The organism is Fulvimarina endophytica (assembly GCF_003403015.1).
In the GTDB taxonomy this organism is placed as follows: Bacteria; Pseudomonadota; Alphaproteobacteria; order Rhizobiales; family Rhizobiaceae; genus Fulvimarina; species Fulvimarina endophytica.
On the sequence record NZ_QURL01000007.1, the window covers coordinates 15,666 to 42,211 of the forward strand.

Consider the following 26,546-nt stretch of genomic DNA (forward strand, 5'->3'; position numbering starts at 1 on the left):
CCCCTTGACTGTATTATGAATTCATTATTCAATCAAAGGCGAAATCAGCGTCGTCCGCAAGGGGGCAAATCCCCGCATCCCGCGAAATCGCCTGTCGGACGGACATTCGGAGGAAGACCATGAGCCACGCATCAGGACGCCATTTCCTGCAGATCCCCGGACCGACCAATGTGCCCGATCAGGTGCTGCGGGCCATGGACATGCCGACGATCGATCATCGCGGGCCGGACTTCCAGGCACTCGGACAGCGCCTGTTCGGCAAGATCGGGAAGGTCTTCGGCACCACGAACCCGGTCGTGATCTACCCGGCTTCCGGCACCGGCGCCTGGGAGGCGGCGCTGACCAACACGCTTTCGCCCGGCGATACCGTGCTGATGTACGAGACCGGCCATTTCGCGACCCTCTGGAAGAAGCTTGCCGAAAAGCTCGGCCTCAAGCCCGAGTTCATCGCCGGCGACTGGCGCCACGGAGCAGATGCGGCAGCGATCGGCGAGCGTCTGGCCTCCGACAGCGGCCACGAGATCAAGGCGGTCTGCGTCGTCCATAACGAGACCTCGACCGGCTGTGTTTCGCCGATCAAGGCGGTGCGCGATGCCATTAATGCGGCGAACCACCCTGCCCTTCTCCTCGTCGATACGATCTCCTCCCTCGGCTCGATCGACTACCGGCACGACGAATGGGGCGTCGACGTCACGGTGGCCGGCTCGCAGAAGGGCCTGATGCTGCCGCCGGGCCTTTCCTTCAACGCGGTCTCGAACAAGGCGCTGGAGGCTTCGAAGTCCGCCAGGCTTCCGAACGCCTATTGGGGCTGGGGCGAAATGCTGGAGGCCAATTCGAAGGGCTTCTTCCCTTACACGCCCGCCACGAACATCCTCTACGGCCTCGATACGGCTCTCGACCTTCTCTACGAGGAAGGAATGGAGAACGTCTTCGCACGGCATGACAGGCATGCGGCGGCGACGCGGGCGGCTGTCGAGGCCTGGGGCCTCGAAGTGCTCTGCGCCGAGCCCGCCCACTACTCCTCCTCGCTGACCGCCGTTCTCATGCCGGAGCGCAAGGGTGCCGATGAGTTCCGCAAGTCGGTTCTCGCCAATTTCGACATGTCGCTCGGCGCGGGTCTCTCCAAGCTCTCCGATCAGATCTTCCGCATCGGCCATCTGGGCGACTTCAACGACCTGATGCTGATGGGCACCCTTTCGGGAGTCGAGATGGGTCTGAAGACAGCCGGCGTGAAGCACCGCGCCGGCGGCGCCCGCGCCGCCATGGAGGTCCTGACCGCCGATCGCACCGCAGGCAGCATCAGCAAGGCGGCCTGAAAACCCGAAAAGCCGCGGCGCGATAGAGACGCGCCGCGGCTTTCTTCCGCCATCGGATCTTGATCACGGCCTCGCCCCCGGGCGGGGCCGTTCTGCGTTCAGCCGCAGCCAGGAGCTTCGGAGCGAACCGGGAGGCAGACTTCGGAAGCATCCGGCATGTCGGAAGCCGATCGAAGCCTCGAACCCGATCTTCGAGGATCGGGTCCGAGGCTCCGGTCCGAGTGACGAGCCGTCGTCAGCGATACCAGAGCGCGATGCTCGGGAAGGCGATGACGAGAGCGAGTGCGAGCACCTGCAGGCAGATGAAGGGCACAAGCGACCTGAAGATCGTTCCGAGCGAGATGTCCGGCGGCGCGACGCTCTTCAGGTAGAAGGCGGCCGGTCCGAAGGGCGGCGAGAGGAACGAGATCTGCATGTTGAGCGAGAACAGCACGCCGAACCAGATCAGGTCGTAGCCGAGCGAGGAGACGATCGGTGCGAAGATCGGAATGGCGAGCAGGGCGATACCGACCCAGTCGAGGAACATTCCGAGAACCGCGAGGATCAGCATCATCACGAGCAGGACGACGATCGGCTCGTCCGAAATGCCCGTCAGCAGCGTCTTGATGAAGTCGATGCCGCCCATCAGGTTGTAGACCCCGATCAGCGCGGTGGCTCCGACGCCGATCCAGACGATCATGCCGCAGGTGCGCAAGGTCTGGATCGCGCTGTCGATCATCAGCTTCATCGTGAACTCGCCGCGCACGATGGTCGACAGGACGACGCCGAAGACGCCGATCGCCGAGGCTTCGGTCACCGAGGCAATACCGGCATAGATCGATCCGAGGACGAAGACGACGACGATGGCCGGCAGGATGAGGCCCTTCAGGAGCTTCAGCTTCTCCGCCAGGGGCATCTTATCGTCCTCGGTCGGCACCGGGGCGACGTGCGGCTTGAAATAGCCGAGAATGAGAACGTAGCCCGCATAGAGGCCTGCCAGCATCGCGCCGGGCAGGAAGGACGCGGTGAAGAGTTCGCCGATCGAGACATTGGCCGAAAGGCCGTAGATGATCAGCACGATCGAGGGCGGGATCATGGTGCCGAGCGCGCCGCCGGCACAGACGATGCCGATCGCCAGATGCTTGTCGTAGCCGAGGCGAAGCATCTGCGGCAGAGCGAGAAGACCGAGGAGCACGATTTCGCCTCCGATGATCCCCGACATGGCGGCGAGAATCACCGAGACGGCGAGGGTCTGCACGCCGACACCGCCGCGGATACGCCCCGCGATCAGCTTCATGGCGTCGAAGAGGTCCTTCGCGATCCCCGATCGATCGAGCACCGAGGCCATCAGCACGAACATCGGCACCGACAGGAAGACGTATTGGGTGATGAAGGAATAGATGCGCGTCGTCACGATCGGAACCGCCATCGGCCCGAACCAGCCCAGCGCGAAGACGAGCGCGACGAGGATGGTGACGAAGGCGAGCGGCATGCCGGTGACGAGGAGCGCCAGAAGCATGCCGAACATGGCGATGCTTCCGCCGCCGATCCCGAGGGCAGAAAGATCAAACATCGAGTGCTCCATGCTCGGAGCCGCCATGATGGAGCTCGTCGGTCGGCTTGCGTCGCAGGTGTCCGATCGCCTGGAGGGCGAACTGGATCGTCATCACGCAGAGCGTGACGAACAGGAAGGCCTTGACGATGGCCGGTGTGGGCGGGTTCCAGGCACTGCCGCTGGTCTCCAGGCGAAAGCTGCCGCTCGGCGTGTAGAACGCCTTGTAGGCGAGCCCCCATGCGGCCCAGGCCATCAGGGCGCAGGCCAGAGCGCCGACCGTGCAGATGCAGACATCGAGGATCTGGCGGAAACGCGGACTGACCGCCTCGTAGAGAAGAACGACCCGGATATGCCGGTCCGTTCCGAGGCAGTAGGCACCGCCGAAGGCGAAGCAGAGCGCCGTCATCGCGATCGTCGTCTCGTGCACCCAGTTCGTCGGCGCGTTGAAGACGTAGCGCATCAGCACCTCGTAGAGCGTGAAGGCGGTGACCAGCAGGAACAGGATCGAGAAGATCAGGCCGAGGGGCGTGATCAGTTTCGACAAGGCGTCCTGCGGCACGTCCTTCTGCTCTATGCGCTCATGAGCTTCCGCGAGTTCTCTCGTATCGGCCATACCGTTTCCTCCCCGTTTGGATCGCCGTTCGGGCGTAAGGCCCGAACGGCAGTCACGTCAGATGCTCAGAGCTTCCCCTCGCTCTTCAGGAAGGCGGTCAGCTTGTCGTAGACCTTCTGGGCGCTCTCCGACCGGCCGGCATATTCGGCCCACTGATCCTGCGCGATCTGGCGGAACTTCTTCTTCTCTTCCTCAGACCAGCTGTGGACCGTGACGTCCTCACGCTGGGCGAGCTTGTCGGCGACTTCCTGATCGCGGGCCTTGATGCGCTTGGCGAGCTCGTCCGCATACCAGGTCACCGAGTCGGTGAAGGTCTTGCGATCGGCCTCGGACATGCCGTCCCAGGTTCTCTTGTTGATCGAGACCTCGTTCAGCGGAAGTGAATGGAAGCCCGGCCAGATCGGGTTCTTGGCGACGTCGTGGAGACCCATCGAGTCGTTGGTCGCAAGGGTCGTGGCGTCGGCCGCGCTGATCACGCCCTTGTCGAGCGCCGTGAAGACTTCCGACTGGGGCAGGTTGACCGGCGAGGCGCCGGCGGCCGCGAAGGCGGACTGCACCATGCCTTCGGGGGCACGCATCTTCACGCCCTTCAGATCCTCGACGCTGTCGATCGGAACCTTGGAGGGAATCGCCTCCGCGGTCTGCGCGGCCGCGCCGACGAAGTGGACGCCGTAGGGCTCCAGGATCTCGTTGTAGAGTTCGGAACCGCCGCCGCGATCGAAGAAGGCCCGCAGTTCTTCCGGCGAGGAATAGGCGCCGACCGGGTTGCCGATCAGAGCGAAGGCCGGGTCCTTGCCCGTGAAATAGGAGCTGTCGGTGATCTGGCCGCCGAGAATGCCGGCGCCGACGGCGTCGAGCGTCTCGTTATATTCGACGATCGATCCGGCCGGCAGCATTTCCACGTCGATGCGACCATCGGACATTTCGCGCAGGTGATCGGCCCAGGCGTTCTGCACCTCGAAGGCCGCCGTACCGGAATTGTCGCTCGACTGGAACTTCAACGCGTAGCTTTCCTGGGCGTGTCCTGCCGCGGTCAGCGCCGTGAAGGCGGCAATGGTGATAGCGAGACGTTTGAGCATCGGGTCTCCTCCCGTGTGATGCGATGGAGGATCGGGGTGCTGAAACCCGTCCCCTCCCATTGAATGCCGTTGTGAACGGCAAGCGAGCCTTACAAATCGACGAGGCGGGCACAAGCCGCCTCGCCGCGTCCCCGGCGCTTTAAGACCGGAGATCCTCGGACAGAACCGATGACGGCAGGTTCTGGAAACAGACCGGACGCAGGAAGCGCCGGATGGCGAGCGTGCCGACGGAGGTCGCGCCGAAATTGGTGGAGGCGGGATAGGGCCCGCCATGGACCATGGCGTCCGCGACCTCGACGCCGGTCGGGAAGCCGTTGGCGAGAATGCGCCCGGCCTTGCGCTCGAGAATCGGAAGAAGCGCCTTCACGCCGTCGCTGTCGCCGTCATCCATCTGGATTGTGACGGTCAGCTGACCGTCGAGCCCCCTGGCGATCCGCTCCATCTCTTCGAGCCCCTTGCAGCGGACCACGATGCCGAGCGGTCCGAAGACCTCCTCGGCGAGCGTCTCGTCGGCCTCGAACACCTCGGCGGTGGTCTCGAAGAGGCAGGGCGAGGCGTGACGGCTCGCATTGGCTTCGCCTGCCAAAGCGGTGATGCCCTCGGTCGCAGCAATCCGCTCGGAGCCGGCGCGATAGGCCGAGGCGATGCCGTCGGTCAGCATCGCCTGGCGCTCGCCCGCCTTCGCCGCCTCCACCGCCGAAGACACGAAGGCATCGGCACCCGCCCCGTCCTCGACGAGCACGATGCCGGGATTGGTGCAGAACTGGCCCGCACCCATGGTGAGAGAGGCGACCCAGGCCTTGCCCATCTCGGCGCCACGCGAGCGCACCGCCTCGGGCATCGCGAAGACCGGGTTGATCGAGCCGAGTTCGCCGAAGAAGGGGATCGGCTCGGGCCGCGCCGCGCACAGATCGTAGAGGGCCCGGCCTGCGCCGAGCGATCCGGTGAAGCCGACCGCCTTGATCAGCGGATGCTTGACCAGAGCCTCGCCTACCTCGCGGCTGCCACCCTGAACGAGGGAGAAGACGCCCGGATGAAGATCATGGGCCTTTATGGCCGCATGGATCGCCTGGGCGACGATCTCGCCCGTGCCGGGATGGGCCTCGTGGCCCTTTACGACGACGGGGCATCCAGCAGCGAGCGCTGCCGCCGTATCGCCGCCGGCGGTGGAGAAGGCGAGCGGGAAGTTCGAGGCACCGAAGACGGCGACCGGACCGATCGGCCGCTGGATCATCTTCAGCTCCGGCCGCGGCGCGGGCTGGCGATCGGGCAGCGCCGGATCGGTGCGCCGGTCGAGATAGGCGCCCTCGCGAATATGCTTGGCGAACTGCTTCAGCTGGCCGGTGGTCCGTCCGCGCTCGCCGTGGAGACGGCCGGCAGGCAGGCCGCTTTCCTCGGTTCCGATCTCGGTGATCGCGTCGCCGCGCTTCTCGATCTCGTCGGCGATGGTGTCAAGGAAGGCCGCGCGCGCCTCGCGCGAGAGATAGGCATAGGACCAGAACGCCTCCTCGGCGGCCTGAACGGCGCGATCGATAAGGTCCGGCGTTCCCGCGCTGAACTCGCGGCCGGGCGCATCGAGAGGCTGGGAGCGGAAGCTCTTGTCTGAGCCGACCCATTCGCCGGCGATCAGGTGCTTGCCTGTGAGGTCGAGGGACATGGGAAAATCCAATTTCTTCTGGTGAGTTTGAAGGCGCGAGCCTTCGGTATCTGCGCGAGAAAGCCTTCAGCGGGCCCAGCGCAGGACGAGGGGATCGAGGGTGCGGGCAAGTTCGATCAGGCCCGCGCGGGTCTCAGGATGGGCGGGTGCGATCGGCCGGCGCACCACGTCGCTGGCGATGATGCCGCCTTCCTTCATCAGGATCTTCGCGGTCTGGAAGCTCGTCTGGCGGTTTTCGTAGTTGATGAGCGGAAGCCAGCGGCCATAGGCCTCGATCGCGGACTGACGATCGCCTGCAAAGAAGGGATCGACGATCTGGCGGATCCCGTCCGGATAGCCGGCCCCGGTCATGGCACCGGTCGCGCCGGCATCGAGATCGGCCATCAGGGTGATGGCCTCCTCGCCGTCCCAGGGCCCTTCGATCGCCTCGCCGCCGGTCGCAATCAGTTCGCGAAGCTTGGACGCGGCGCCGGCCGTCTCGATCTTGAAATAGCTGACATTCTCGATCTCGCGGGCCATCCGGGCAAGAAGCGCCGGCGGAAGCGGCGTTCCGGAAATGGGCGCGTCCTGGATCATGATCGGGATCGTGATCGCTTCCGACAAGGCGCGGAAGAAGGCCATGATCTGCGCCTCGCCGACCCGCATGGTGGCGCCGTGATAAGGCGGCATCACCATCACCATCGCGGCGCCCGCAGCCTCCGCGGCTTTTGCCCTCTGGATGGTGATATCGGTCGAGAAATGGCTCACCGTGACGATGGTGGGAACACGTCCGGCCACGTGTTCGAGGGAGAGCGCCATCTGGCTGTCGCGCTCGGCATCCGAAAGGAGGAACTGCTCGGAGAAGTTCGCGAGGATGCACAGACCGGTTGAGCCGGCATCGATCATGAAGTCGAGCGCCCGCTTCTGACCCTCGATATCCGGCGAGCCGTCCTCGTGGAAGATCGTCGGCGCGACAGGATAGACGCCCTTGTAGGGGCGCATGGCGGATACGGACATCGGGTTACTCCTCATGACTGCGTGTCTTGGGCGTCGGCGGGTGGGATGCCGCAGGCCGGCTCCCCGGCGAGCCGTCAGGCGCGATCGAATGCGCGGTCGAAGGCTTCGACCGCCGCCGAGGCACGCTCGCGCACTTCGGCGGCGGTGAAACCGGGCTTGTAGAGGCTGGAGCCGAGGCCGAAGGCCCGCACGCCGGCTTTGGCATAGGATGCGAAATCCTCGTCCCCGACGCCGCCCACGGCCCCGACCAGCGTCGAGGCCGGCAGGACCGCTCGTATCGCGGCAATGCCCTTGGCTCCCAGAACCGAAGCCGGGAAGAACTTGAGGGCCGACGCTTTGGCCTTCAGCGCCGAGAACGCCTCGCTCGGCGTGAAGACGCCGGGCATCGTCACCATGCCGAAGGAATGGGCCGCCTCGAGCACTTCCCGGTCGACATTGGGCGCGACGAGGAGCCTCCCGCCGACATCGTCGAGGCGCGAAACGTCTTCCACCGAAAGGACGGTACCGGCGCCGATCAGGCAATGCTCGGGGGCGAGCCGTGCGGCCTTTTCGATCGAGACGAAGGGATCGGGCGAATTGAGCGGGATCTCGATCGCCTGGAAGCCCGTCTCGACGAGGACGCCGACGATGGGCTCCACCTCGTCGAGACGAATGCCGCGAAGGATCGCGACGAGATCGCGATCGAGCGAGGGCCAGGGGCAGTCCGCCTCGAACATGGTCATGTGCGTGCTCCTTCCAGATCGAAGAGATGGCGCGCGGCCGCGTGGAGACCGGCCCGCACGCAGACCTCCGCATCCATGGTCGCGACCGTGTAACCGGCAGCGCGCAGGGCGCGCTCGTAGAGGGTCGCCGTCATGCCGGAGGCAACGAGCGCGACCTTGCTCTCTTCGCCGAAGCGTTTGCCCGCGCCGGCCAGTTCGCAGCCGATCAGGAGGCCCGACAGGCGAGCGGTGAGATCGGCCTTGCCTGCGCCGGTGAGAAGATCGCGGGCGCGCAGGGCGAAGAGTTCGTTGAGGACGGCTTCGGGCCGTGCCGAGCCATCCTTGAGGCCCGCCTCGAAGGCATCCGAATAGCCGGCCGCATCGAGATCCACGTCGAGCGAATGGCGGATCACCGCGTGCCTGGAGAGAAGCGCGAAAAGCTCGCCTGTCATGAAGGTGGCAAAATCGACGATGCCGCCGGCCTCGAGCCTCGCCCATTTCGAATGGGTGCCGGGCAGGCAGGCGAGATGATCGCCGCCAGCCTGAAGGGCCAGACCGAAGAGTTGCGTCTCCTCCCCGCGCATGACGTCGCAACCGGCGCCGTCTCCCGAAAGGAAAACCCCCGGCAGGATGCGCACGTCGCGTTCCGTCCCCGGTGCGGTGATGGCATGGACCGCGAGCCCCTCAATGCGTGCGGGCGCCGGCAGGTAGGGCGCCTCCGCCCAGCCCTGCCGCGCACCCACCATGCCGCAGGCGACGACCGACAGATCCTCGGCAAGGCCGAGTTCCGCAAGATGGCCGTCGAGGACGGTTGCAAAGCCGCCCTCGCCGACATTCGCCATGCCGTCCGCGCTCTGGCGAACCGCCAGGGGCTCACCCTCGGCTGACATCGCCCAGACCCGCAGATTCGAGGTTCCCCAGTCGCAGGCCGCATAGGCGGCGGTGGCCGCCGGCTTGCCGGCATCTGCCGTCATCAGTGGTTGTCCCTCGGCAGACCCTTGGTCTGCGCGACGGAGCGGTAGGAGGTCGCCATTTCGAGGCACATGCCGGTCGACATCTGACCGACGAGGCCGCGCTGGATCTCCTGCCAGGGGGTCTGATGGTCCGGATAGGGGAACCCGCCCTCGGCTTCGAGCCGCAGGCGGCGCTCGGCCAGCTCCTCGTCGGAAATCAGGATGTCGGCGGTGCCGCGTCCGAGATCGATCCGCACCCTGTCCCCGGTCTTCAGAAGCGCCAGACCGCCGCCAGCCGCCGCCTCGGGCGAGGCGTTGAGGATCGACGGGGAGCCCGAGGTTCCCGACTGGCGGCCGTCGCCGACGCAGGCGAGCGAGGTGATGCCCCGCTTGATGAGGTAATCGGGCGCCCGCATGTTCACGACCTCGGCCGCGCCCGGATAACCGATCGGTCCCGCGCCGCGCATGAAGAGAACCGTGTTCTCGTCGATGCCGAGGGCCGGGTCGTCGATCCGGTGGTGATAGTCCTCCGGTCCGTCGAAGACGACCGCCTTGCCTTCGAAGGCCATCGGATCGTCGGGGTTCGACAGGTAGCGCTTGCGGAACTCCGGCGAGATCACCGAGAGCTTCATGATCGCCGAATCGAAGAGATTGCCCCTCAGGACGCGGAAGCCGGCGCGCTCCTTCAGCGGCGCGTCGAACGTCTTGATGACGTTGGCATCGGCGATCTCGGCATCGCGGCAGTTCTCGCCGATCGTCTTGCCGTTGGCGGTGAGGGCATCCTCGTGGATGAGCCCCTGCCCCATCAGCTGGGCGACGACCGCCGGCACGCCGCCGGCATGGTAATAGTCCTCGCCGAGATATTCGCCGGCCGGCTGCAGGTTCACGAGAAGCGGGATCTCTTCTCCGAGCGTCTGCCAGTCGTCGATGTGAAGCTCGACACCCAGATGGCGGGCGATCGCGTTGAGATGGATCGGGGCATTGGTCGACCCGCCGATCGCGGAATTGACACGGATCGCGTTTTCGAACGCCTTGCGCGTCATAATATCGGACGGCTTCAGGTCCTCGGCGACCATGTCGACGATGCGCTTGCCGGTCTTGTAGGCGACCTCCTGCCGGTCGCGATACGGCGCCGGGATCGCGGCGGAGCCCGGAAGCTGCATGCCGAGGGCTTCCGCGAGCGAGTTCATGGTCGTCGCCGTGCCCATCGTGTTGCAATAGCCGGTGGACGGGGCGGACGATGCCACGAGCTTGATGAAGCCGGCATAGTCGATCTCGCCGGCCGCCATCATCTCACGGGCCTTCCAGACGATCGTTCCCGAGCCGGTCCGCTCGCCGCGGAACCAGCCGTTCAGCATCGGGCCGACCGAGAGCGCGATCGCCGGAATGTTGACGGTCGCGGCCGCCATCAGGCAGGCGGGCGTGGTCTTGTCGCAGCCGATGGTGAGAACCACGCCGTCGAGCGGGTAACCGTAGAGGAGTTCGACGAGGCCGAGATAAGCCAGATTGCGGTCGAGCGCCGCGGTCGGCCGCTTGCCCGTCTCCTGGATCGGATGAACGGGAAACTCCATCGGAATTCCGCCCGATTCGATGATCCCGTCCCGCACCCGCTTGGCGAGTTCCAGATGGTGCCGGTTGCAGGGCGAAAGATCCGAACCGGTCTGCGCGATGCCGATGATCGGCTTGCCGGACTGAAGTTCCTCCTGGCTGATTCCGTAGTTCAGGTAGCGCTCCAGGTAGAGCGCCGTCATGTCCGGATTGTCCGGATTGTCGAACCAGGCGCGGGAACGCAGCTTGGTCTTCGGCGGGTTCGAATGATCGGACATGGATTCAGGCCTCACGGAATAAGAAGAATTGAAGGTGCCGGCGCGACTCGGGTCGCGGCGCGGCGGATCGGGGGGAGCGCCGTCACGCGGCGTTCTCGTCGTCGTGGAAGGGTTCGGTCCGGCATCGCCGGCCCAGCATGAAAGCATCCGCTACATGGCGCAGCGGCGAGACGTCGACATCGCTGCGATGCTCGCGGACGAGGCGCACGAAATGCTCGTAGATGTCGCGATATTCCGCATCCTCGCTTGTCACAACAGTCTCGCCGTCGATCACAAGCCGCTTTCCGCCCTCCGACAGGTGCAGCCGGCCGCCATCGCTCGTCTCGGCGGTGATGTCCCAGGTCTGGGGCCCCTTCTGGCGCCAGTCGAAGTCGGCGGTGAGATCGAGACCGTTGCGATCGGTGAAGGCGAGCCTTGCCGCGATCGGCGCCTGCCGGTTTTCCGGCGTGTCGAGTTCGCCGCCCGTCAGGAAGAACGGCTCCGGCAGGATCCGCGTCGCGATCGACAGGGCGTTGATGCCCGGGTCGAAGACGCCGAGACCGCCGGGCTCCCAGATCCAGTCCTGGCCGGGATGCCAGCGGCGGACATCCTCCTTCCAGACGATTTCGGCCCGCTCGACCGTTCGGCCCTCCAGCCAGCGCCGGGCGGGCTCCGTCGCGGCGGAGAACCGGGAATGCCAGGTCGCAAAGAGGGTGACGCCGGTCTTGCCGCTCGCCGCCACGAGATCGTCGATCTCGCTCAGGGTCGCACCGGGGGGCTTTTCGAGGAGAACGTGCTTGCCCGCCTCGAGCGCTTCGAGCGCCATCCCATGGCGCACCTGGGGCGGCGTGCAGAGGGCGACCGCGTCGAGTTCCGTCCCGGCGAGCATCTCGCCGAGGCTGCGGTAACTCGCAACGCCGTCCGCGCCGGCCGATCGGCTGGCGGTCGCGACGAGCTCGATCCCCGCGGTGGCCGCGATCGAGGGAAGATGCTGGTCGCGGGCGATCTTGCCGACGCCGACGAGACCCAGACGGATGGAGGTCATGACATGCTTGCCTGTTCGATGTTTCGATGCCGTGGCCGAAGCCGGCCACGGCGATGATCGCGCCTTGCCGTCAGGCCGCGCGCGAGCGGTTGACGACGTCGAAGATGACCGCGAGGAGGAGAACCAGCCCCTTGATCACCTGCTGGTAGTCGATGCCGATTCCGAGGATCGACATGCCGTTGTTCATGACGCCCATGATGAAGGCGCCGACGACCGCGCCGACGATCGTTCCGACGCCGCCGGCCATGGACGCACCGCCGATGAAGACGGCCGCGATGACGTCGAGTTCGAAGGCGAGCCCCGCCTTCGGCGTCGCGGTGTTGAGGCGGGCGGCGAAGACCAGTCCGGCAAGGGCCGCCAGCATGCCCATATTGGCGAAGGTGAGGAAGGTCAGCCGCTCGGTATTGATGCCGGACAGCTTGGCCGCCTTCTCGTTGCCGCCGATGGCATAGATGCGCCGGCCGATCGTGGTTCGCGAGGTGACGAAGGAATAGGCGGCGATCAGCACGGCCATCACGATGAGTACGTTCGGAAAGCCGCGGAAGGTCGCAAGAAGCCAGGTGAGATAGAGGATGGCGACGGCGATGAGGATCGTCTTGGCCATGAAGAAGCCGAAGGGCTCGTCGTCATGTCCGCCGGCGCGCGACTGGAAGCGGTGCTTCAGCGCAACGCCCACGATCAGGGCCGCCACTGCCGCGCCGATCACGAACGAGACGAGGTGGAAGCCGCGAACGTCGATGACGTCCGGCAAAAAGCCGGAGGACAGAAGCTGGAAGTCCGCCGGAAACGGCCCGACCGACTGGCCCGCCAGGAGCCAGAGCGTCAGACCCTTGAAGACCAGCATTCCGGCAAGCGTGACGATGAAGCTCGGGATCTTCCAATACGCGATCCAGTAGCCCTGCGCCGCGCCGATCAGGGCGCCGACCATCAGGCAGATGAGGCTGGCGAGGACGAAGTTCATGTCCCATTGCACAATCATCACCGCCGCCAGCGCGCCGACGAAGCCGAGCACCGAGCCGACCGAAAGATCGATATGGCCCGAGACGATGACGAGCAGCATGCCGAGCGCCATGATGACGATGTAGCTGTTCTGGAGGACGAGGTTGGTGAGGTTGATCGGCCGCATCAGAATGCCGTCGGTCGCCACCTGGAAGAAGGCCATGATGACGACGAGCGCGATGAGGATGCCGTATTCGCGCATATGGCGGCGCAGAAAGGCCAGCTGACCTACGCCTTCGCGCCTGGCGCCGGCGGCGCCCTCTCCTGCGACGTTCTGGGACATCGTGATTTCCTCCCTGAAACGGATGGGCGGGCTTTAGCCGCGGCCCGACGAGCGAATGATCGCCGACATGATCTTTTCCTGCGAGACCTCCGCCGTCGGCATCTCCCCGACGAACCGGCCCTCGTTCATCACGTAGATCCGGTCGGAGATTCCGAGCAGTTCGGGCATCTCGGACGAGATGACGATCACCGCCTTCCCCTGGGCGGCGAGCTCCGCGATGATCGAATAGATTTCGTATTTCGCCCCGACATCGATGCCGCGTGTCGGCTCGTCGAGGATCAGCACCTCTGGGTCGGCGAAGAGCCATTTGGCCAAGACGACCTTCTGCTGGTTGCCGCCCGAGAGGTTCACGGTCTCCTGCGCGATCGAGGACGACTTGATGCGAAGGCGGTCGCGATACTCGCTGGCGATCCGGGCCTCCTTGCGCTCGTCGACCACCAGACCGTTGGAGATGCCGGACAGGTTGGCGAGGGGCACATTGCGCCTGATCGTCTCGTCGAGGATCAGGCCATAGCCTTTGCGGTCCTCGGTCACGTAGCAGATGCCCGCCTCGATCGCCCGGCCGACGGTCGAGGTGTCGACGGGCTTGCCGCGCAGCAGAATCTCGCCGGAAACATAGGTGCCGTAGGAACGGCCGAAGAGGCTCATGGCAAGTTCCGTGCGCCCCGCACCCATCAGGCCCGCAATTCCCACCACCTCGCCCGCCCGCGCCGTGAACGAGACGTCGTCCACCACCTTGCGCCCGGCATGCAGCGGATGGGTCGAGGTCCAGTTGCGGACCTCCAGCATCGTCTCGCCGATCTTCGGCTCGCGCGGCGGATAGCGATCGTCGAGGGAGCGGCCCACCATGTCGCGGATGATGTCGCCCTCCGACACCGTCCCGTTGCGGCAATCGAGCGTCGAGACGGCCGATCCGTCGCGCAGCACGGTGATGGAATCGGCGACCCTCGAAATCTCGTTCAGCTTGTGGCTGATCATGATCGAGGCGATCCCACGCTGCTTGAATTCGAGCAGCAGGTCGAGCAGGGCCTGGGAATCGTTCTCGTTGAGAGAGGATGTGGGCTCGTCGAGGATCAGGAGCTTGACCTCCTTCGACAGGGCCTTCGCGATCTCGACGAGTTGCTGCTTGCCGAGGCCGAGATTGGTAACGAGTTCCTGCGGGCTCTCCTTCAGACCGACGCGCTTCAGGAGTTCGCCGGTGCGCTCGAAGGTCGCGCGCCAGTCGATGACGCCCTTGGACGCTTGCTCGTTGCCCAGAAAGATGTTTTCGGCGATCGAAAGAAGCGGGATCAGGGCGAGTTCCTGATGGATGATGATGATGCCGAGGCGCTCCGAGTCCCGAATGCCCGTGAAGCGGCATTCCTCGCCGCGAAAGGCGATCTCGCCCTCGTAGGACCCGTAGGGATAGATGCCCGACAGGACCTTCATGAGCGTCGACTTGCCGGCGCCGTTCTCCCCGCAAAGGGCGTGGATCTCGCCCTCGGCGACCTTCAGGTTGACGTCGTCGAGCGCCTTGACGCCGGGAAACGTCTTGGTGATGCCCCGCATTTCCAGGATGGGTCGCATGCTCGCACTCTTCGGGAAGATCTGACACCGGGTTGCGGCATCGGGCCGATGATCCCCTCATCGGTCCGATGCCTCGCCTGCCCGCCGGCGGGCAGACGAAAATTTGGCTGGACGGGACCGCGCGAGCGCGGCCCCGCCTTCGCCCTTGAGACTTATTTCAGCTGGTCCTCGGTGTAGTAGCCGGATTCCACGAGCACCGGCTCGATATCGCCCTTCGTCACCAGCACAGGCTTCAAGAGGTAGGAGGGGACCACCTTCACGCCGTTGTTGTAGGTCTCGGTGTCGTTGATCTCGGGCTCGCTGCCTTCGAGAACGGCCTGGACCATCGAGACGGTGACCTTCGCCAGTTCGCGGGTGTCCTTGAAGATCGTCGAATACTGGTCGCCGCGCTCGATCGCCTTGACCGACTGAACCTCGGCGTCCTGCCCCGTGATGATCGGCATCTTCATGTCGCCGGAGCCGTAGCCGACGCCCTTCAGGGAGGAGATGATGCCGATGGAAAGACCGTCATAGGGGGATAGAACGCCGTGCAGCGTCTCGTTCGTGTAGTTCGCCGACAGGAGATTATCCATGCGGGCCTGGGCGACCGAACCGTCCCAACGCAGCGTGCCGACCGTCTGCATGCCGGTCTGGCCGGAGACGATCTTGATCTTGCCCTCGTCGATGAGCGGCTGCAGCACGCTCATGGCGCCATCGTAGAAGAAGTAGGCGTTGTTGTCGTCGGGCGAGCCGCCGAACAGTTCCACATTCCATGTCTCGGCGTCCGGGAAACGCTCCTTCAGACCGTCGACGAGCGACTGCCCCTGAAGGACGCCCACCTGGAAATTATCGAAGGTCGCGTAATAGTCCACATCGCCGGAATCGCGGATCAGGCGGTCATAGGCGATGACCGGAATGCCCGATGCCGCCGCATTGGCGAGAGTGTTGGACAGGGTCGTTCCATCGATTGCGGCGATCACCAGCGCGTCGACGCCCTTGGTCACCATGTTCTCCACCTGGGAGAGCTGGTTCGGGATATCGTCGTCGGCATATTGAAGATCGGCGGCGAAACCGGCCTCCTCGAACTGCTTGACCATGTTGTTGCCGTCGTCGATCCAGCGAGCGGACGACTTCGTGGGCATGGAGATGCCGACCGTGCCCTTGTCCTGGGCGAGTGCGCCCATCGACTGCGTGGCCAGAAGGCCGACCGCCGCTGCGGCGATCACGAGTGTCTTCTTCAGTTTCATCCTGCTTCCTCCCTGTATTGGTTCACTTTTCGCCCCGCCGTCAGCCGGCGAGTGCATTGTCGACATTCGAAGGGGCCGGGTCTCCCACGCGCCGGCGCGCCTCGGAAGCCCTGCCTCCCTCCCCCTCGAGCGCCTGACTGACGTCCTCGAAGGCGCTCTCGATGAGCCTTCGCATGAACAGTTCGGCCGCCTCGGCATCGCCACCGAGGATCGCATCGAGCACCCGCTGATGCTGACGCAGGGTCTCGACCTGTGGGTTCTGCCGCCATGACAGCGAGAACGAGATGGACAGGCTCTTCTCGATCATCGCACCGAGGGAGCGAAGGATCGGATTTCCCGTCGCTTCCAGAATGATACGATGAAAGTCGAGATCCGCAGCGATCAGTTCGCTCGATCCGCGCGGATATCGCTCCATGCGCTCGAAGGCTTCCCGCAGCCTCTCACGATCCGCCTGCGTAATCCGCTGGGCCGCGATCCGCGCCGCCGGCGGCTCGTTGATGAGGCGCATCTCGTAGAGCGCACTCACGAACCCCCACCGGTCCTCCGCAAACAGGTGCCAGGCCATGACATCAGGATCCAGCATGTTCCAGTCCTGAGCCGGAAGCACGCGCGTCCCGACCTTGGGCCCGACCTTGATCAATCCCTTCGCCCCGAGAAGCCGCATCGCCTCGCGCACCACCGTGCGCGACACGCCCCACTCGCTCGCAAGCTCGCTCTCGATCGGCAGCGCGTCGCCCGAACGCAGGGCGCCGCTCGCGATTCGCCGGCCGTAAGTGGCGGCGAGCTCTGCGGTTCGACTTGTCTTCGGACGCGGTGAAGGCATCGGTGCGAGCCTCCCAACTCCAGACCAATGATCATATTATTAGACCCGCTATAGAACGGATGCAAGCGCGGTGAAGGATCGGCCTGGGGAAATCAGGCGCCGCTCCGCACGATTGCGGGCTCATCGGATGTGAAAATGGTCGCGGGCCCGGGAACGCGCAGAGCCTATCCGCAAGATTGACGAACGCATCAGACTGCAGTCAAAACGCCGAGGCGCGTGCAGGGCCTCCACTTGTGCAGCAGAGGACATGAACGGTTGGTCCGGCAGTCTGCCTCAGCGTCGAAAGGTGCCACACTGCCGAGCCGGGTGTCCGGGGTCAGCGGGGCGAAAACGCCCTATTTCAAGGCTGCCGAGACCGCATCGAAGAACACCATCGGATCGATCGGCTCCTTTCCGACGGGCTTGGGCTGCGCACCGAAGGTGACGATCACCACGTTCTTCGCCGGATTGATGTAGATGTTCTGGCCTTGGATGCCGACCGCCGCGAACGCGCCGTCCGCCTTGGACGCCTCGGTCCAGCCGGTCCACCACATATATCCGTAGTCGAGGGGTTTCCCGTCGGCGAGTTCGCTTGGCCCGGCCGCCTCGCGCACCCAGCCCTCCGGCAGGACGGACTGGCCATCGATCCTGCCCTCGTCGAGGATGAAGAGACCGAAGCGACCGTAATCGCGCAGGGTCGCGCTGATGCCGCTTCCGCCGATTTCGGCGCCATCGGGCGAATCGAGCCACCAATTGGCGTCGGCCTCCATCCCGTATGGCTTCCAGATCTTCTCGGACAGGTAGTCGGCGAGCGGCTTGCCGACCGCACCGCGAACGACCTCGGCGAGCACCTGCGTCTCGCCGGTGCTGTAATTGTTGCGCATGCCCGGCTCGGCCGCCCGCGGCAGGGCAGCCATGACCTCCATCAGCGATCCGGGTTCCTGCGATATCTGCGCCTTCAGGAGCGCACGGCGGTCCGAAGCAGGGTCCGTATAGGTCTCGTTCCACGCGACGCCCGACGCCATCATGAGAACGTCCCGCACGCTCACGCCGTCATAGGCACTGCCCTTCAGCGAAGGCACGTATTCGGTCACCTGCGCGTCGAGGCCATCGAGACGACCGTCCTCGATCGCGATCGCGGCAAGGGTCGAGGTGATCGACTTGGCGATCGACATCGACATCCAGCGCGTCTCGGGCGTGTTGCCTCGCTGATAGGTCTCGTAGGCGATCTTGCCGTCCTTCAGGACGAGAAGTGCGGTGATGTTGTCGAGGGCCAGGAAATCGTAGAGGTCGTAGGTCTTTTCGCCGCTGACGAAGGTCAGGCTCTCCAGATCCTGCGGCGCATTCGGCAGGGAGTGGACTTCGCCCCCGGCTTCGATCGTGCGGACGGGAAAGAGGCGGTCGATATTGCGAAAGGTCGACACCGCCTCGTCGGGAAGCAATTTGCCGCCATACATCTCTTCCACGGTGCCGATCGGTTCGTCGGCGTGGGGATAACCGTTTTCCTGCGCGGAAAGACCGGTCGGCAGCACGGAGATCATCAGGACACCCGTCCACAAGGCGAGTGGCCGAAGCCCCGTGAGCGTCGTCGCATCTTGTCTCGTCATGTCAGCCCTCTCCTGCACGCCCCATCGCATCGCAGAGTGTCGTCCGACGCGCGAGGCATGACAAGAAGAGATTGATGGCCGTGATGGAGGCTCGCTCCCCGCCGCGTCGCGCATCCAATGGCGACGAGGCGAACGGGACGGCTTGCGGCCTCGCACGACCGCATCGCGCGGTCAGGAAGGAGCGCTACGCGGTTCGCGAGGCGGAGTAGCGGTCGAGTGTTTCGTCGATCGGGCCGTGGAAGCGCACCTTGCCATGCTCCATCCAGAGCCCCTCGGTGCACCACTGGCGCAGAAGATCGTCGGAATGGGACGCCATGACGAGGAGGCCGGCATTGCCGATGAACTCCTCGAGGCGCGCCTTCGCCTTGTCGATGAAGGCCGCGTCACCTGCGCCAATGCCTTCGTCAATGAGCAGGATATCGGGCGTGATCGATGTCGAGACGGCGAAGGCGAGGCGCGTGGACATGCCGCTCGAATAGGTGCGGAGCGGCATGTCGAGGAATTCGCCGAGCCCGCTCCATTCGCCGATATCGGCTGCCCTTGCCTCGATTTCCTTGCGCGAGAAGCCGATGAGCATGCCGCGTAGGATGATGTTCTCCCAGCCGGTGGAATCGGGGTCCATTCCGAAGCCGATGTCGAACATGGCAGCGACGCTGCCGTCGACGTCCACACGTCCTTCGTTCGGTTCGTAGATCCCGGCGATCGTCCTCAGGATCGTCGACTTGCCGGCTCCGTTATGCCCGATGAGGCCGATCTTCGTCCCATGCTGCAGATCGAGGGTCAGGTCGTCGATGGCGCGGATGGAAACCTTGCGGGTGCCGTCGCGCGGCTTGATCTGCCCTCCGGTCGCAGCCGCCATGACGTTGTTCTTCAGCGAACGGCTGCCGGCATCGAAGATGGGAATGTCGACCGTGACATGGGTCAGCTCGATGGATGTCATGTGTTCAAGCCCAATAAGCGATGCGGCTTCGGAACCGTGCGAAGAAGAGGGTCGCGATCACCCCGAGGACGATCGTCATTCCAACGCAGGCCAGCCAGTTCGTGAGCGTGCCGGTTCCACCCAGAAGCGGGTCGCGGGCGATCTCGATGAAGTGGTAGAAAGGGTTCAGCGCGACGAATGCGACCCGGTCCGGGATCTGCTCAGCACTCCAGAGGATCGGCGTCATGAAGAAGATGACCTGGACGATGCTGCCGACGATCATCGGAATGTCGCGAAACCGCGCACAGAGCGGGCCGAGGATCATCACGAAGAAGACGCCGTTGAGAATGTAGAGCGCCATCGCGGGAAGGAAGAGGAAGACCGACCATCCGATCGGAATGCTGAAGAGCACGAGAACGATGAAATAGATCAGAAAGTTGTGGCTGAGATTGATCAGCTGTGACCAGACGAACTGGTAGATGTAGACGCTGAACGGCAGACGGATCTGCCGGATCGATGCCGCGGCGCCCGAGAACACGTTGCAGGCTGCGGTGATCGTGCCGCTGATATAGCCCCACAGGATAAACCCGACGGCAAGGAACGGCAGATAGGTCGAAATGTCCGTGCCGAAGATCTGGGAATAGAGGAAGCCCAAGCTTCCGACCATGATACCCATGGAAAGGGTCAGCCAGAACGGGCCGATCACCGAGCGACGGTAGTGCTTGCGCACGTCCCGCCAGCCCAGGAAGATCCAGAGCTCGCGCATCGCGATGCCCTCGCGCAGATCCTGCCAGGCGACCGAAAGGCGCCCGAGGGTCGTGCGAAGCCTTTCCGATCGTTCGGGTTCGAGGTTCGCTTCGGCCATTGTCATTTCAGTTCTTTCTTCAAACCGTCGAGGGCTGCGATCGCGCAGCCGGTTCGACGTCTTTGCGCTCGACCGCGAGGACCAGGGAGTGGAGAACCTGCGATCTTCCGTGGCCCGAACTCAGCTAGCCGCCTCTCCGGTCGGTCGTTGCCGATATCGTCCGTAGTGACGGTTTCCAACACGGTCTTCAAGCCACAGACGACGACCCGACCGGATCGCTCCTCGCGAACGGGCCGCCTCATCCCACCGCGATCTCCCGGCTCTTGTCCGCCGTCTCCATGCGCCGAAAGGCTCGACCGCGCCATCGGACAGGTCCGGCTCTCCGGCATCGGTCCGATATGTCCGAAGCTGATCACAGGGACGCCGCATGCCTCGTTCCACGAAGTTCGGCGGGCTCATAACAGAGTTGATCGCAAACATGAAGCTGGCACCCGTTGCACCCGGCCGACCTTGTCCGGCCCGCTCTCAAGGGACAGATGATGGAGCGTATCCCATGCGGATCGGAACCGGTCTGCCATCCATTCTGCCGCCCATAATCGCGCCGGCCGAACACGGAAACATCGATCCTTTTGGGTTCGGGAAGCCGGTGCCCGTCTTTCCCCTGCCTTCCCGATGCTGCTAGGGACAGACACTCCCTTCAAGGGGGATATGGAATAGTCGATACGAGAGCGGTCTCATGAGCGAGAAGATCAAGGTCTATGTGGGTTATGACAGCCGAGAGGACATCGCCTGGCAGGTGTGCCGGCATTCTCTCCTGCGTCATGCGAGCGCGGAGATCGAAGTCTATCCGCTGAAGCAGACGGCACTTCGCGAACTCGGCCTCTACACCCGATCGGCCGACAAGGCGGCGACAGAGTTTTCCCTGACCCGCTTCCTCGTCCCTTATCTCGCCGCCCATGACGGGTGGACCGTCTTCGTCGACTGCGACTTCCTGTTCACCACCGATATCGTGAAGGTGACGCAAGGAGCGAGCCGGGAGAAGGCCGTGCACGTGGTCCAGCACGACTACACGCCGGCCAATGCCACGAAGATGGACGGGCAGGCGCAGGCGAGCTATCCGCGCAAGAACTGGTCGTCCTTCATCCTGTTCAACAATGCCCATCCGCTGGTGAAGGCGCTGACGCCCGAAGTCGTGAACAACGAGAGCCCTGCCTTCCTCCACCGTTTCAGCTGGGTGCCGGACGATGCGATGATCGGCTCCCTGCCCCTCGGCTGGAACTTCCTCGAAGGCGAATATCCGAAGCCCGACGAGGTTCCGAACGCGATCCATTTCACCAATGGCGGCCCGTGGTTCGAGAACTGGCAGCATGTCGACTATGCCGATCTCTGGATGGCGGAACGCGAACACTACGAAAAGAGCCGAAACGATCAGGCCTCGGCCTAATCGCCCTTCCTGCCTGACGCCGGGCCCGACCGCCGCTTCGCCGCACCTCAAGCAGGAGGGCGCGACGCCGGCCGGGGTGTCGTCCTTCCCGTGAAGAACGGCAGGCGTGCTCGACCTTCCGGGGATCTGGAAGCCATACGAGACCGACCCTTATCGGGGACCTGAAATCTCCCAGCCGCGGGATTGTCCGCCATTCGGAGCGATGTGATGCAGACCCAACCTCCTGTCGAAGCCAGTGCCGTTCCGGAAGATCGTTTCTCCGCCTCCGTCCTTCGGACGATGGATATCGAAATCGAAGGTCTGGTCGCGCTTCGCGAGGCCCTGAAGGGGGAACTCGGGGCGGCGACGCTGCGCTTCGTGCGCGACGTTCTCGCTTTGCCCGGCCGCGTGATCGTATGCGGCATGGGCAAGAGCGGCCATATCGGCCGGAAGGTCGCCGCCACCTTGACCTCGACGGGAACGCCCAGCCTCTTCATGCATCCCGCCGAGGCGAGCCATGGCGATCTCGGCATGGTGACGAGCCACGACATGATCCTCGCCTTCTCCTGGTCCGGCGAGACGAAGGAACTCGGCGACATCGCCTCCTACTGCCAGCGCTATGGCGTCCCGCTCGCCGTCGTCACGAGCAGGCGCGACAGCTGGCTGGGCGCGACGGCCGATATCGTTCTCGAACTGCCGGGCGCCAAGGAGGCCTGTCCGCACGGGCTGGCCCCGACGACCTCCACCATGCTGCAGCTTTCGCTGGGCGATGCGATCGCGATCGCCCTTCTCGAACAGCGCGAATTCACGCCCGCCAACTTCCACCGCTTCCATCCGGGCGGAAAGCTCGGAAGCTCGCTGCGCACCGTGGGCCAGCTGATGCGCCCGATGCCGATGGTCGCCTTCGTCAAGAAGGAAGCGAGCATGTCGGAAGTCGTGCTCCAGATGACGTCCCAGAGCCTCGGCAGCGCCTTCGTCGTCACCGATGACATGGAAGTCCTCGGGATCGTGACCGATGGCGATCTGCGCCGGCACATGACGGGAGACCTTCTCGCCTTGCCGGTCTCGAAGGTGTTCACGCCGAACCCCTATACATGTTCGCCCGATATTCTGGGTGTCACCGCTCTCACGATCATGACCCGGCACAAGGTCAATGCGCTGGCAGTGGTCGAGAACCGGAAGCTGGTCGGCATTCTGACGATGCACATGCTCCTGTCGGCCGGCATTTCCTGAGCCGGCAGCGTCGAGAAACGTCCGAAAGTCCGCGATCTCTCAATAAAAAAGCGCCCCGGACCGGTCTGTCGAACCGGGCCCCGGGGCGCTTTGAAGGTCATCTTGTCACGCCTCCTCGCGGTCGCCGGCTTGAAAGCCAGTCGGATTTTGCGAGGCTCCTGCGAAGGGAATGCGGGCAATGGCGGGCCTTGCCGGCCCGCCCTGGGCGATCAGTTGCCGGTCTGGCCCTGGCTGATCGCCGTGTAGGGGATCGTGAACGCGGAATCCTGGATATTGCCGCCCTTCTGGACGTTATAGACCATGACGCTCGTATCCCGGCCCTGTTTGTCGCGGATGGTCCACTGCTTGAGGTCCTTCGACTTCGGATCGAACATCATGGTGATGGTCGAATTTCCGAAGACCGAGCGATCGCCCATCACGATGGTGGTGAGGTCCGGCTCCTCCTTCACGCTACGGATATTGGCCGCCGACAGGTCGATCCGACGGTCGAGAAGCAGCTTCAGCGGCGTCTGAGACAGCGGATAGGTGTCCCAGGTGTTGAGCTTACGGTTGTTGACCGCGACGTTCGAGCCGTCCGCGATGACGCGGAGCGGCGCGTTGGAATAGTCGAAGCGGACCTTGCCGGGCTTCTCGATGTAGAACTTGCCTTCGCTCTGGCGTCCGTTCGGATCGAACTGGACGAAGTCCCCATGCAGCGAGGACATGCTCGAGAAGTGATCCGCGATGCTCTGCGCGGCGCTCTGCGCGCTGGCGGGAACGGTGGCAAGCGTCAGCGTGGGGGCTGCCACGCCGAAAGCGAGGGCGGCCGAAAGCGCCAGGCGCTTTGCAAAGGACCGTGCCTTGTGGGACGACATGTTTCGGTTCATCGCTTCTACCATACTCATGATCTCAGAAAGTTGCGCCCCGGTCTCGGAGGCATCGTCTCGAACGGCCCGTTCCACATGAACTCGAGGCCGCGTTCCGTTTCGGATATGATCCCGACATTGGGGCATTGCCATGGCCCATCTTATGAAGGCTCCGTCATGAAGCGGGGCTGAACGGCCATCTCGCGCCCGGCTCCATGCCCTTGGAGCGCCGATGGCGGCAGCGTCGCCCGCCCGCCCGCTTCGCGTCAGAAGGAGCCGAATCCGCCGATCGCCACGTAGACGGCGACCATCATGAAGACGATCGCGAGGATGATCGTCGGGCGGTAGCCGAAGGGCCGCGCCCACGGCCAGATGGGAACCGCCATGATCATGACCAGAAATGCGATGACGACGACGATCGGACCGAAACCGACTTCCATGGGTGCAATACTCTCTCTGCGACATACGGTGCTGAGAGCGTCACATGCGTGCCATCGGCGGAAGGTCAATTGACAAGCGAATGATCCCGGCCCACCTCCGCCCCATCACCTCTTGCAACGAGCAGTTTCGACCATGGACGATTTGACCATCCCCCTCGAAGGCCCTCAGGCCGGCCCGCTCGAACGCCGCCGGACCATCGGCGTCGACGTGGGCGGTGTCATAGTCGGCGGCGGGGCGCCGGTCGTCGTCCAATCGATGACGAACACGGACACCGCCGATGTGGACGCGACGGTCGCCCAGGTCGCGGCGCTTTCGCGGGCGGGATCGGAGATCGTGCGCATCACCGTCGACCGGGACGAGTCGGCGGCGGCCGTCCCGAAGGTCCGCGAGCGGCTCGAACGGCTCGGGCTCGACGTGCCGCTGGTCGGCGACTTCCACTATATCGGCCACAAGCTCCTCGCAGATCACCCGGCCTGCGCCGAAGCGCTTGCGAAATATCGCATCAATCCGGGCAATGTCGGCTTCAAGAGCAAGAAGGACGCGCAGTTCGGAGCCATCATCGAGATGGCGATCAAGTACCAGAAGCCCGTTCGCATCGGCGTCAACTGGGGCTCTCTCGACCAGGAGCTGCTGACGCGGCTGATGGACGCGAACAACGATCTGCCGAATCCGCGTTCGGCACGGGCCGTGACCCGCGAGGCGATCATCCAGTCGGCGCTGATGTCCGCCGAACTCGCCGAATCCATCGGGCTTGCGCGCAATCGCATCCTTCTCTCCGCCAAGGTCTCCAACGTCCAGGATCTCATCGCCGTCTATCGCGATCTGGCCGGCCGCACGGATCATGCTCTTCATCTCGGGCTGACGGAGGCCGGCATGGGGTCCAAGGGCATCGTCGCCTCCTCCGCCGCCATGGGCATCCTTCTTCAGGAAGGCATCGGCGACACGATCCGTGTCTCCCTGACACCCGAGCCCGGCGGCGATCGCACCCGCGAGGTCCAGGTGGCGCAGGAACTCCTCCAGACCATGGGCTTCCGGCAGTTCCTTCCCGTCGTCGCGGCCTGCCCCGGCTGCGGGCGCACCACGTCCACGGTGTTCCAAGAGCTTGCCGAGAAGATCCAGGGCGATATCCGTCGGAACATGCCGGTCTGGCGCGAGAAATATCCGGGCGTCGAGGCGCTGAACGTTGCCGTCATGGGATGCATCGTGAACGGTCCGGGCGAATCCAAGCACGCCGATATCGGCATTTCCCTGCCTGGCACAGGCGAATCGCCCGCCGCCCCGATCTTCATCGACGGCCAGAAGGCCGGCACCCTTCGCGGGCCGAACATCGCCGCCGATTTCGAGGTGATGGTGGCGGACTATATCGAGAAGAGGTTCGGCTCGAAGGACCACGCGCGAACCGAGGCGTGAGGTTCTGCGACGATAAGCTTCGGTAGCGATCGACCCGCAGATGTCGTAAGCCTCTCATGGCTTTGCGTCACGAACCGGTTCGATCTCTTCGCACCGCCTCGCACGTCCCGTGGTCCGCGAGGCGAATGCCATACCTTCTTTCGCGTCGCCGTCCGGTCCGTCTCCTCGAAGGATGACGCCTCGGCCGGCGAACACGATGACCGTCCTGCGGAGACTTCAATTGCAGTCGCGATCACCCCTCGCCGGCCTCGTACTCGTCACCGCTCTCCTGTCCTCCTCCGCAGCCTTCCCACAGCAGACCGGAGCCATCGGGGCTGCCGCGACGAGCGCTCTGGAAGACAGGGCGCCGGACGCCGCAGAGGAGGCCGGAGGCAACGACCGGGAGAATCCTAGCGAACCCGAATCCGGCAAGGCCGCCTCTGCGTCGGAGACGAACGAACCGGACGAGAAGACGGCGTTCATCGGCCCCATCCGGCCCGAGATCGCGCCGGCTCCCGCGAAATCGCCCCCGACGACCGCCGAGATCTGCCGCGTCATCGCAGGAAATGCCGAGCGCGTCTCGATGGATCCGGACTTCTTCGCACGCCTGATCTGGAAGGAGAGCCGGTTCGACGTCGGTGCAATCTCACCGGTCGGCGCGCGGGGAATTGCGCAGTTCATGCCGTACACGGCACGCGAACGCGGGCTCGCAAACCCTTACGATTACGAGGAGGCGATCCACCATTCGGCCTCATACCTGCGCGATCTTCGAAACGAGCTGGGCAATTGGGGTCTTGCGGCCGCGGCCTATAATGGCGGCATCAACCGGATGAAGCGCTGGATCGCGGGCGGGGCGAGCGGTGTCCTGCCCTATGAGACGGTCGACTACGTCAACGCCATCACCCATCGCCCGGTCGAATGGTTTCTCGAGCCCGGACGCGACGTCGAGAAGCGGCCGCTGGACGACACGCTCTCCTTCATCGAGTCGTGCAAGAAGCTGCCGATCATGCGCACGCGCGCGGTCTTCGCCTCGCTGGACGACGCTACGCCCGGCGTTCCTCCCAAGCCCTGGGGCGTGCAGGTCGCCGGCCATGAGCGGCGGGACATCGCCATGCGCATGTTCGCCCGGGTGAAGAACGCCTACGCCTCGATCATCGGATCGACCGAGCCTTCGGTCCTGCGTCGCCGCACGGGCCCGCGCCGCTCGATCTACGCCGTGCGCATCGGGGCCGATTCCCAATCGGAAGCGAACGCGCTCTGCGGACGCCTGCGCCAGGCGGGCGGCGCCTGCATGGTCATGAAGAACTGA

The 26,546-nt window shown here is 64.6% G+C and carries 23 protein-coding genes; 5 read left to right on the plus strand and 18 right to left on the minus strand.

Translation table 11 applies throughout. The features are described from left to right. Nucleotides 1–119: 119 nt before the first annotated feature. Complete coding sequence (locus tag DYI37_RS15835) at nucleotides 120–1,316, plus strand: pyridoxal-phosphate-dependent aminotransferase family protein (RefSeq protein WP_116684250.1); 1,197 nt, start codon at nucleotides 120–122, stop codon at nucleotides 1,314–1,316. A gap of 235 nt (nucleotides 1,317–1,551) precedes the next feature. Here the strand turns inward: DYI37_RS15835 and DYI37_RS15840 are convergent, their stop codons facing one another. The 16 genes from DYI37_RS15840 to DYI37_RS15915 form a co-directional block, all read right to left on the minus strand. Continuing rightward, nucleotides 1,552–2,868, minus strand: a complete 1,317-nt coding sequence (locus tag DYI37_RS15840; protein ID WP_116684406.1) for a TRAP transporter large permease — start codon at nucleotides 2,866–2,868, stop codon at nucleotides 1,552–1,554. Next, on the minus strand, nucleotides 2,861–3,463 hold the full coding sequence (locus tag DYI37_RS15845; RefSeq protein ID WP_116684251.1) for a TRAP transporter small permease subunit: 603 nt from the start codon (nucleotides 3,461–3,463) through the stop codon (nucleotides 2,861–2,863). Before DYI37_RS15845 ends, DYI37_RS15840 begins: the two co-directional genes overlap by 8 nt. 65 nt (nucleotides 3,464–3,528) lie before the next feature. Beyond that, the gene (locus DYI37_RS15850; RefSeq protein WP_116684252.1) at nucleotides 3,529–4,542 is read right to left on the minus strand and encodes a TRAP transporter substrate-binding protein; all 1,014 of its coding nucleotides are present in this window, start codon (nucleotides 4,540–4,542) and stop codon (nucleotides 3,529–3,531) included. Between the two features lie 139 nt (nucleotides 4,543–4,681). After that, a complete protein-coding gene (locus DYI37_RS15855; protein WP_116684253.1) occupies nucleotides 4,682–6,199 on the minus strand; it encodes an aldehyde dehydrogenase (NADP(+)) in 1,518 nt (505 codons plus the stop codon). 66 nt (nucleotides 6,200–6,265) lie between these two features. Further along, on the minus strand, nucleotides 6,266–7,195 hold the full coding sequence (locus tag DYI37_RS15860) for a dihydrodipicolinate synthase family protein (RefSeq protein WP_116684254.1): 930 nt from the start codon (nucleotides 7,193–7,195) through the stop codon (nucleotides 6,266–6,268). Nucleotides 7,196–7,269: 74 nt separating this feature from the next. Next, complete coding sequence (locus DYI37_RS15865) at nucleotides 7,270–7,911, minus strand: 2-dehydro-3-deoxy-6-phosphogalactonate aldolase (RefSeq protein ID WP_116684407.1); 642 nt, start codon at nucleotides 7,909–7,911, stop codon at nucleotides 7,270–7,272. Between the two features lie 2 nt (nucleotides 7,912–7,913). After that, nucleotides 7,914–8,870, minus strand: a complete 957-nt coding sequence (locus tag DYI37_RS15870; RefSeq protein ID WP_116684255.1) for a 2-dehydro-3-deoxygalactonokinase — start codon at nucleotides 8,868–8,870, stop codon at nucleotides 7,914–7,916. Then, a complete protein-coding gene (locus DYI37_RS15875; RefSeq protein ID WP_116684256.1) occupies nucleotides 8,870–10,675 on the minus strand; it encodes an IlvD/Edd family dehydratase in 1,806 nt (601 codons plus the stop codon). The genes DYI37_RS15870 and DYI37_RS15875 overlap by 1 nt, the downstream gene beginning before the upstream one ends. Nucleotides 10,676–10,757: 82 nt before the next feature. Then, nucleotides 10,758–11,699 carry a Gfo/Idh/MocA family protein gene (locus DYI37_RS15880; RefSeq protein ID WP_116684257.1) on the minus strand — a complete coding sequence of 314 codons (942 nt, stop codon included), beginning with the start codon at nucleotides 11,697–11,699 and terminating at the stop codon, nucleotides 10,758–10,760. A 70-nt stretch (nucleotides 11,700–11,769) separates the two neighbouring features. Next, nucleotides 11,770–12,981, minus strand: a complete 1,212-nt coding sequence (gene mmsB, locus DYI37_RS15885; protein WP_199520182.1) for a multiple monosaccharide ABC transporter permease — start codon at nucleotides 12,979–12,981, stop codon at nucleotides 11,770–11,772. Nucleotides 12,982–13,014: 33 nt separating this feature from the next. Next, a complete protein-coding gene (gene mmsA, locus DYI37_RS15890; protein ID WP_116684258.1) occupies nucleotides 13,015–14,547 on the minus strand; it encodes a multiple monosaccharide ABC transporter ATP-binding protein in 1,533 nt (510 codons plus the stop codon). A 152-nt stretch (nucleotides 14,548–14,699) separates the two neighbouring features. Next, nucleotides 14,700–15,773 carry a multiple monosaccharide ABC transporter substrate-binding protein gene (chvE, locus tag DYI37_RS15895; protein WP_116684259.1) on the minus strand — a complete coding sequence of 358 codons (1,074 nt, stop codon included), beginning with the start codon at nucleotides 15,771–15,773 and terminating at the stop codon, nucleotides 14,700–14,702. 40 nt (nucleotides 15,774–15,813) lie between these two features. Next, on the minus strand, nucleotides 15,814–16,596 hold the full coding sequence (locus DYI37_RS15900) for a FadR/GntR family transcriptional regulator (protein WP_116684260.1): 783 nt from the start codon (nucleotides 16,594–16,596) through the stop codon (nucleotides 15,814–15,816). Between the two features lie 335 nt (nucleotides 16,597–16,931). Beyond that, on the minus strand, nucleotides 16,932–18,182 hold the full coding sequence (locus DYI37_RS15905; protein ID WP_116684261.1) for a serine hydrolase domain-containing protein: 1,251 nt from the start codon (nucleotides 18,180–18,182) through the stop codon (nucleotides 16,932–16,934). A 184-nt stretch (nucleotides 18,183–18,366) separates the two neighbouring features. Next, nucleotides 18,367–19,122: an ABC transporter ATP-binding protein gene (locus DYI37_RS15910; RefSeq protein WP_116684262.1), complete on the minus strand. Its 756-nt coding sequence runs from the start codon at nucleotides 19,120–19,122 to the stop codon at nucleotides 18,367–18,369. Nucleotides 19,123–19,126: 4 nt separating this feature from the next. Further along, nucleotides 19,127–19,972 (minus strand): ABC transporter permease, encoded by an 846-nt coding sequence (locus DYI37_RS15915; protein WP_245413960.1) that lies wholly within the window; start codon nucleotides 19,970–19,972, stop codon nucleotides 19,127–19,129. Between the two features lie 670 nt (nucleotides 19,973–20,642). On the opposite strand from DYI37_RS15915, the gene DYI37_RS15920 reads away from it, so the two are divergent. Both DYI37_RS15920 and DYI37_RS15925 read left to right on the plus strand, forming a co-directional pair. Then, the gene (locus tag DYI37_RS15920) at nucleotides 20,643–21,350 is read left to right on the plus strand and encodes a glycosyltransferase (protein ID WP_116684264.1); all 708 of its coding nucleotides are present in this window, start codon (nucleotides 20,643–20,645) and stop codon (nucleotides 21,348–21,350) included. 279 nt (nucleotides 21,351–21,629) lie between these two features. Beyond that, complete coding sequence (locus tag DYI37_RS15925; protein WP_245413961.1) at nucleotides 21,630–22,562, plus strand: KpsF/GutQ family sugar-phosphate isomerase; 933 nt, start codon at nucleotides 21,630–21,632, stop codon at nucleotides 22,560–22,562. A 209-nt stretch (nucleotides 22,563–22,771) separates the two neighbouring features. Here DYI37_RS15925 and DYI37_RS15930 read toward each other — a convergent pair whose 3' ends face one another. Continuing rightward, entirely contained in the window at nucleotides 22,772–23,416 is a 645-nt protein-coding gene (locus DYI37_RS15930) for an outer-membrane lipoprotein carrier protein LolA (protein ID WP_245413962.1), read from the minus strand. 257 nt (nucleotides 23,417–23,673) lie between these two features. Beyond that, nucleotides 23,674–23,847: a DUF3309 family protein gene (locus DYI37_RS15935; protein WP_116684266.1), complete on the minus strand. Its 174-nt coding sequence runs from the start codon at nucleotides 23,845–23,847 to the stop codon at nucleotides 23,674–23,676. Nucleotides 23,848–23,980: 133 nt separating this feature from the next. Between DYI37_RS15935 and ispG the strand changes: the two genes are divergently transcribed. Further along, entirely contained in the window at nucleotides 23,981–25,258 is a 1,278-nt protein-coding gene (gene ispG / locus DYI37_RS15940) for a flavodoxin-dependent (E)-4-hydroxy-3-methylbut-2-enyl-diphosphate synthase (protein ID WP_116684267.1), read from the plus strand. 196 nt (nucleotides 25,259–25,454) lie between these two features. Further along, nucleotides 25,455–26,546, plus strand: coding sequence for a transglycosylase SLT domain-containing protein (locus DYI37_RS15945; RefSeq protein ID WP_116684410.1), 1,092 nt, complete (start codon nucleotides 25,455–25,457; stop codon nucleotides 26,544–26,546).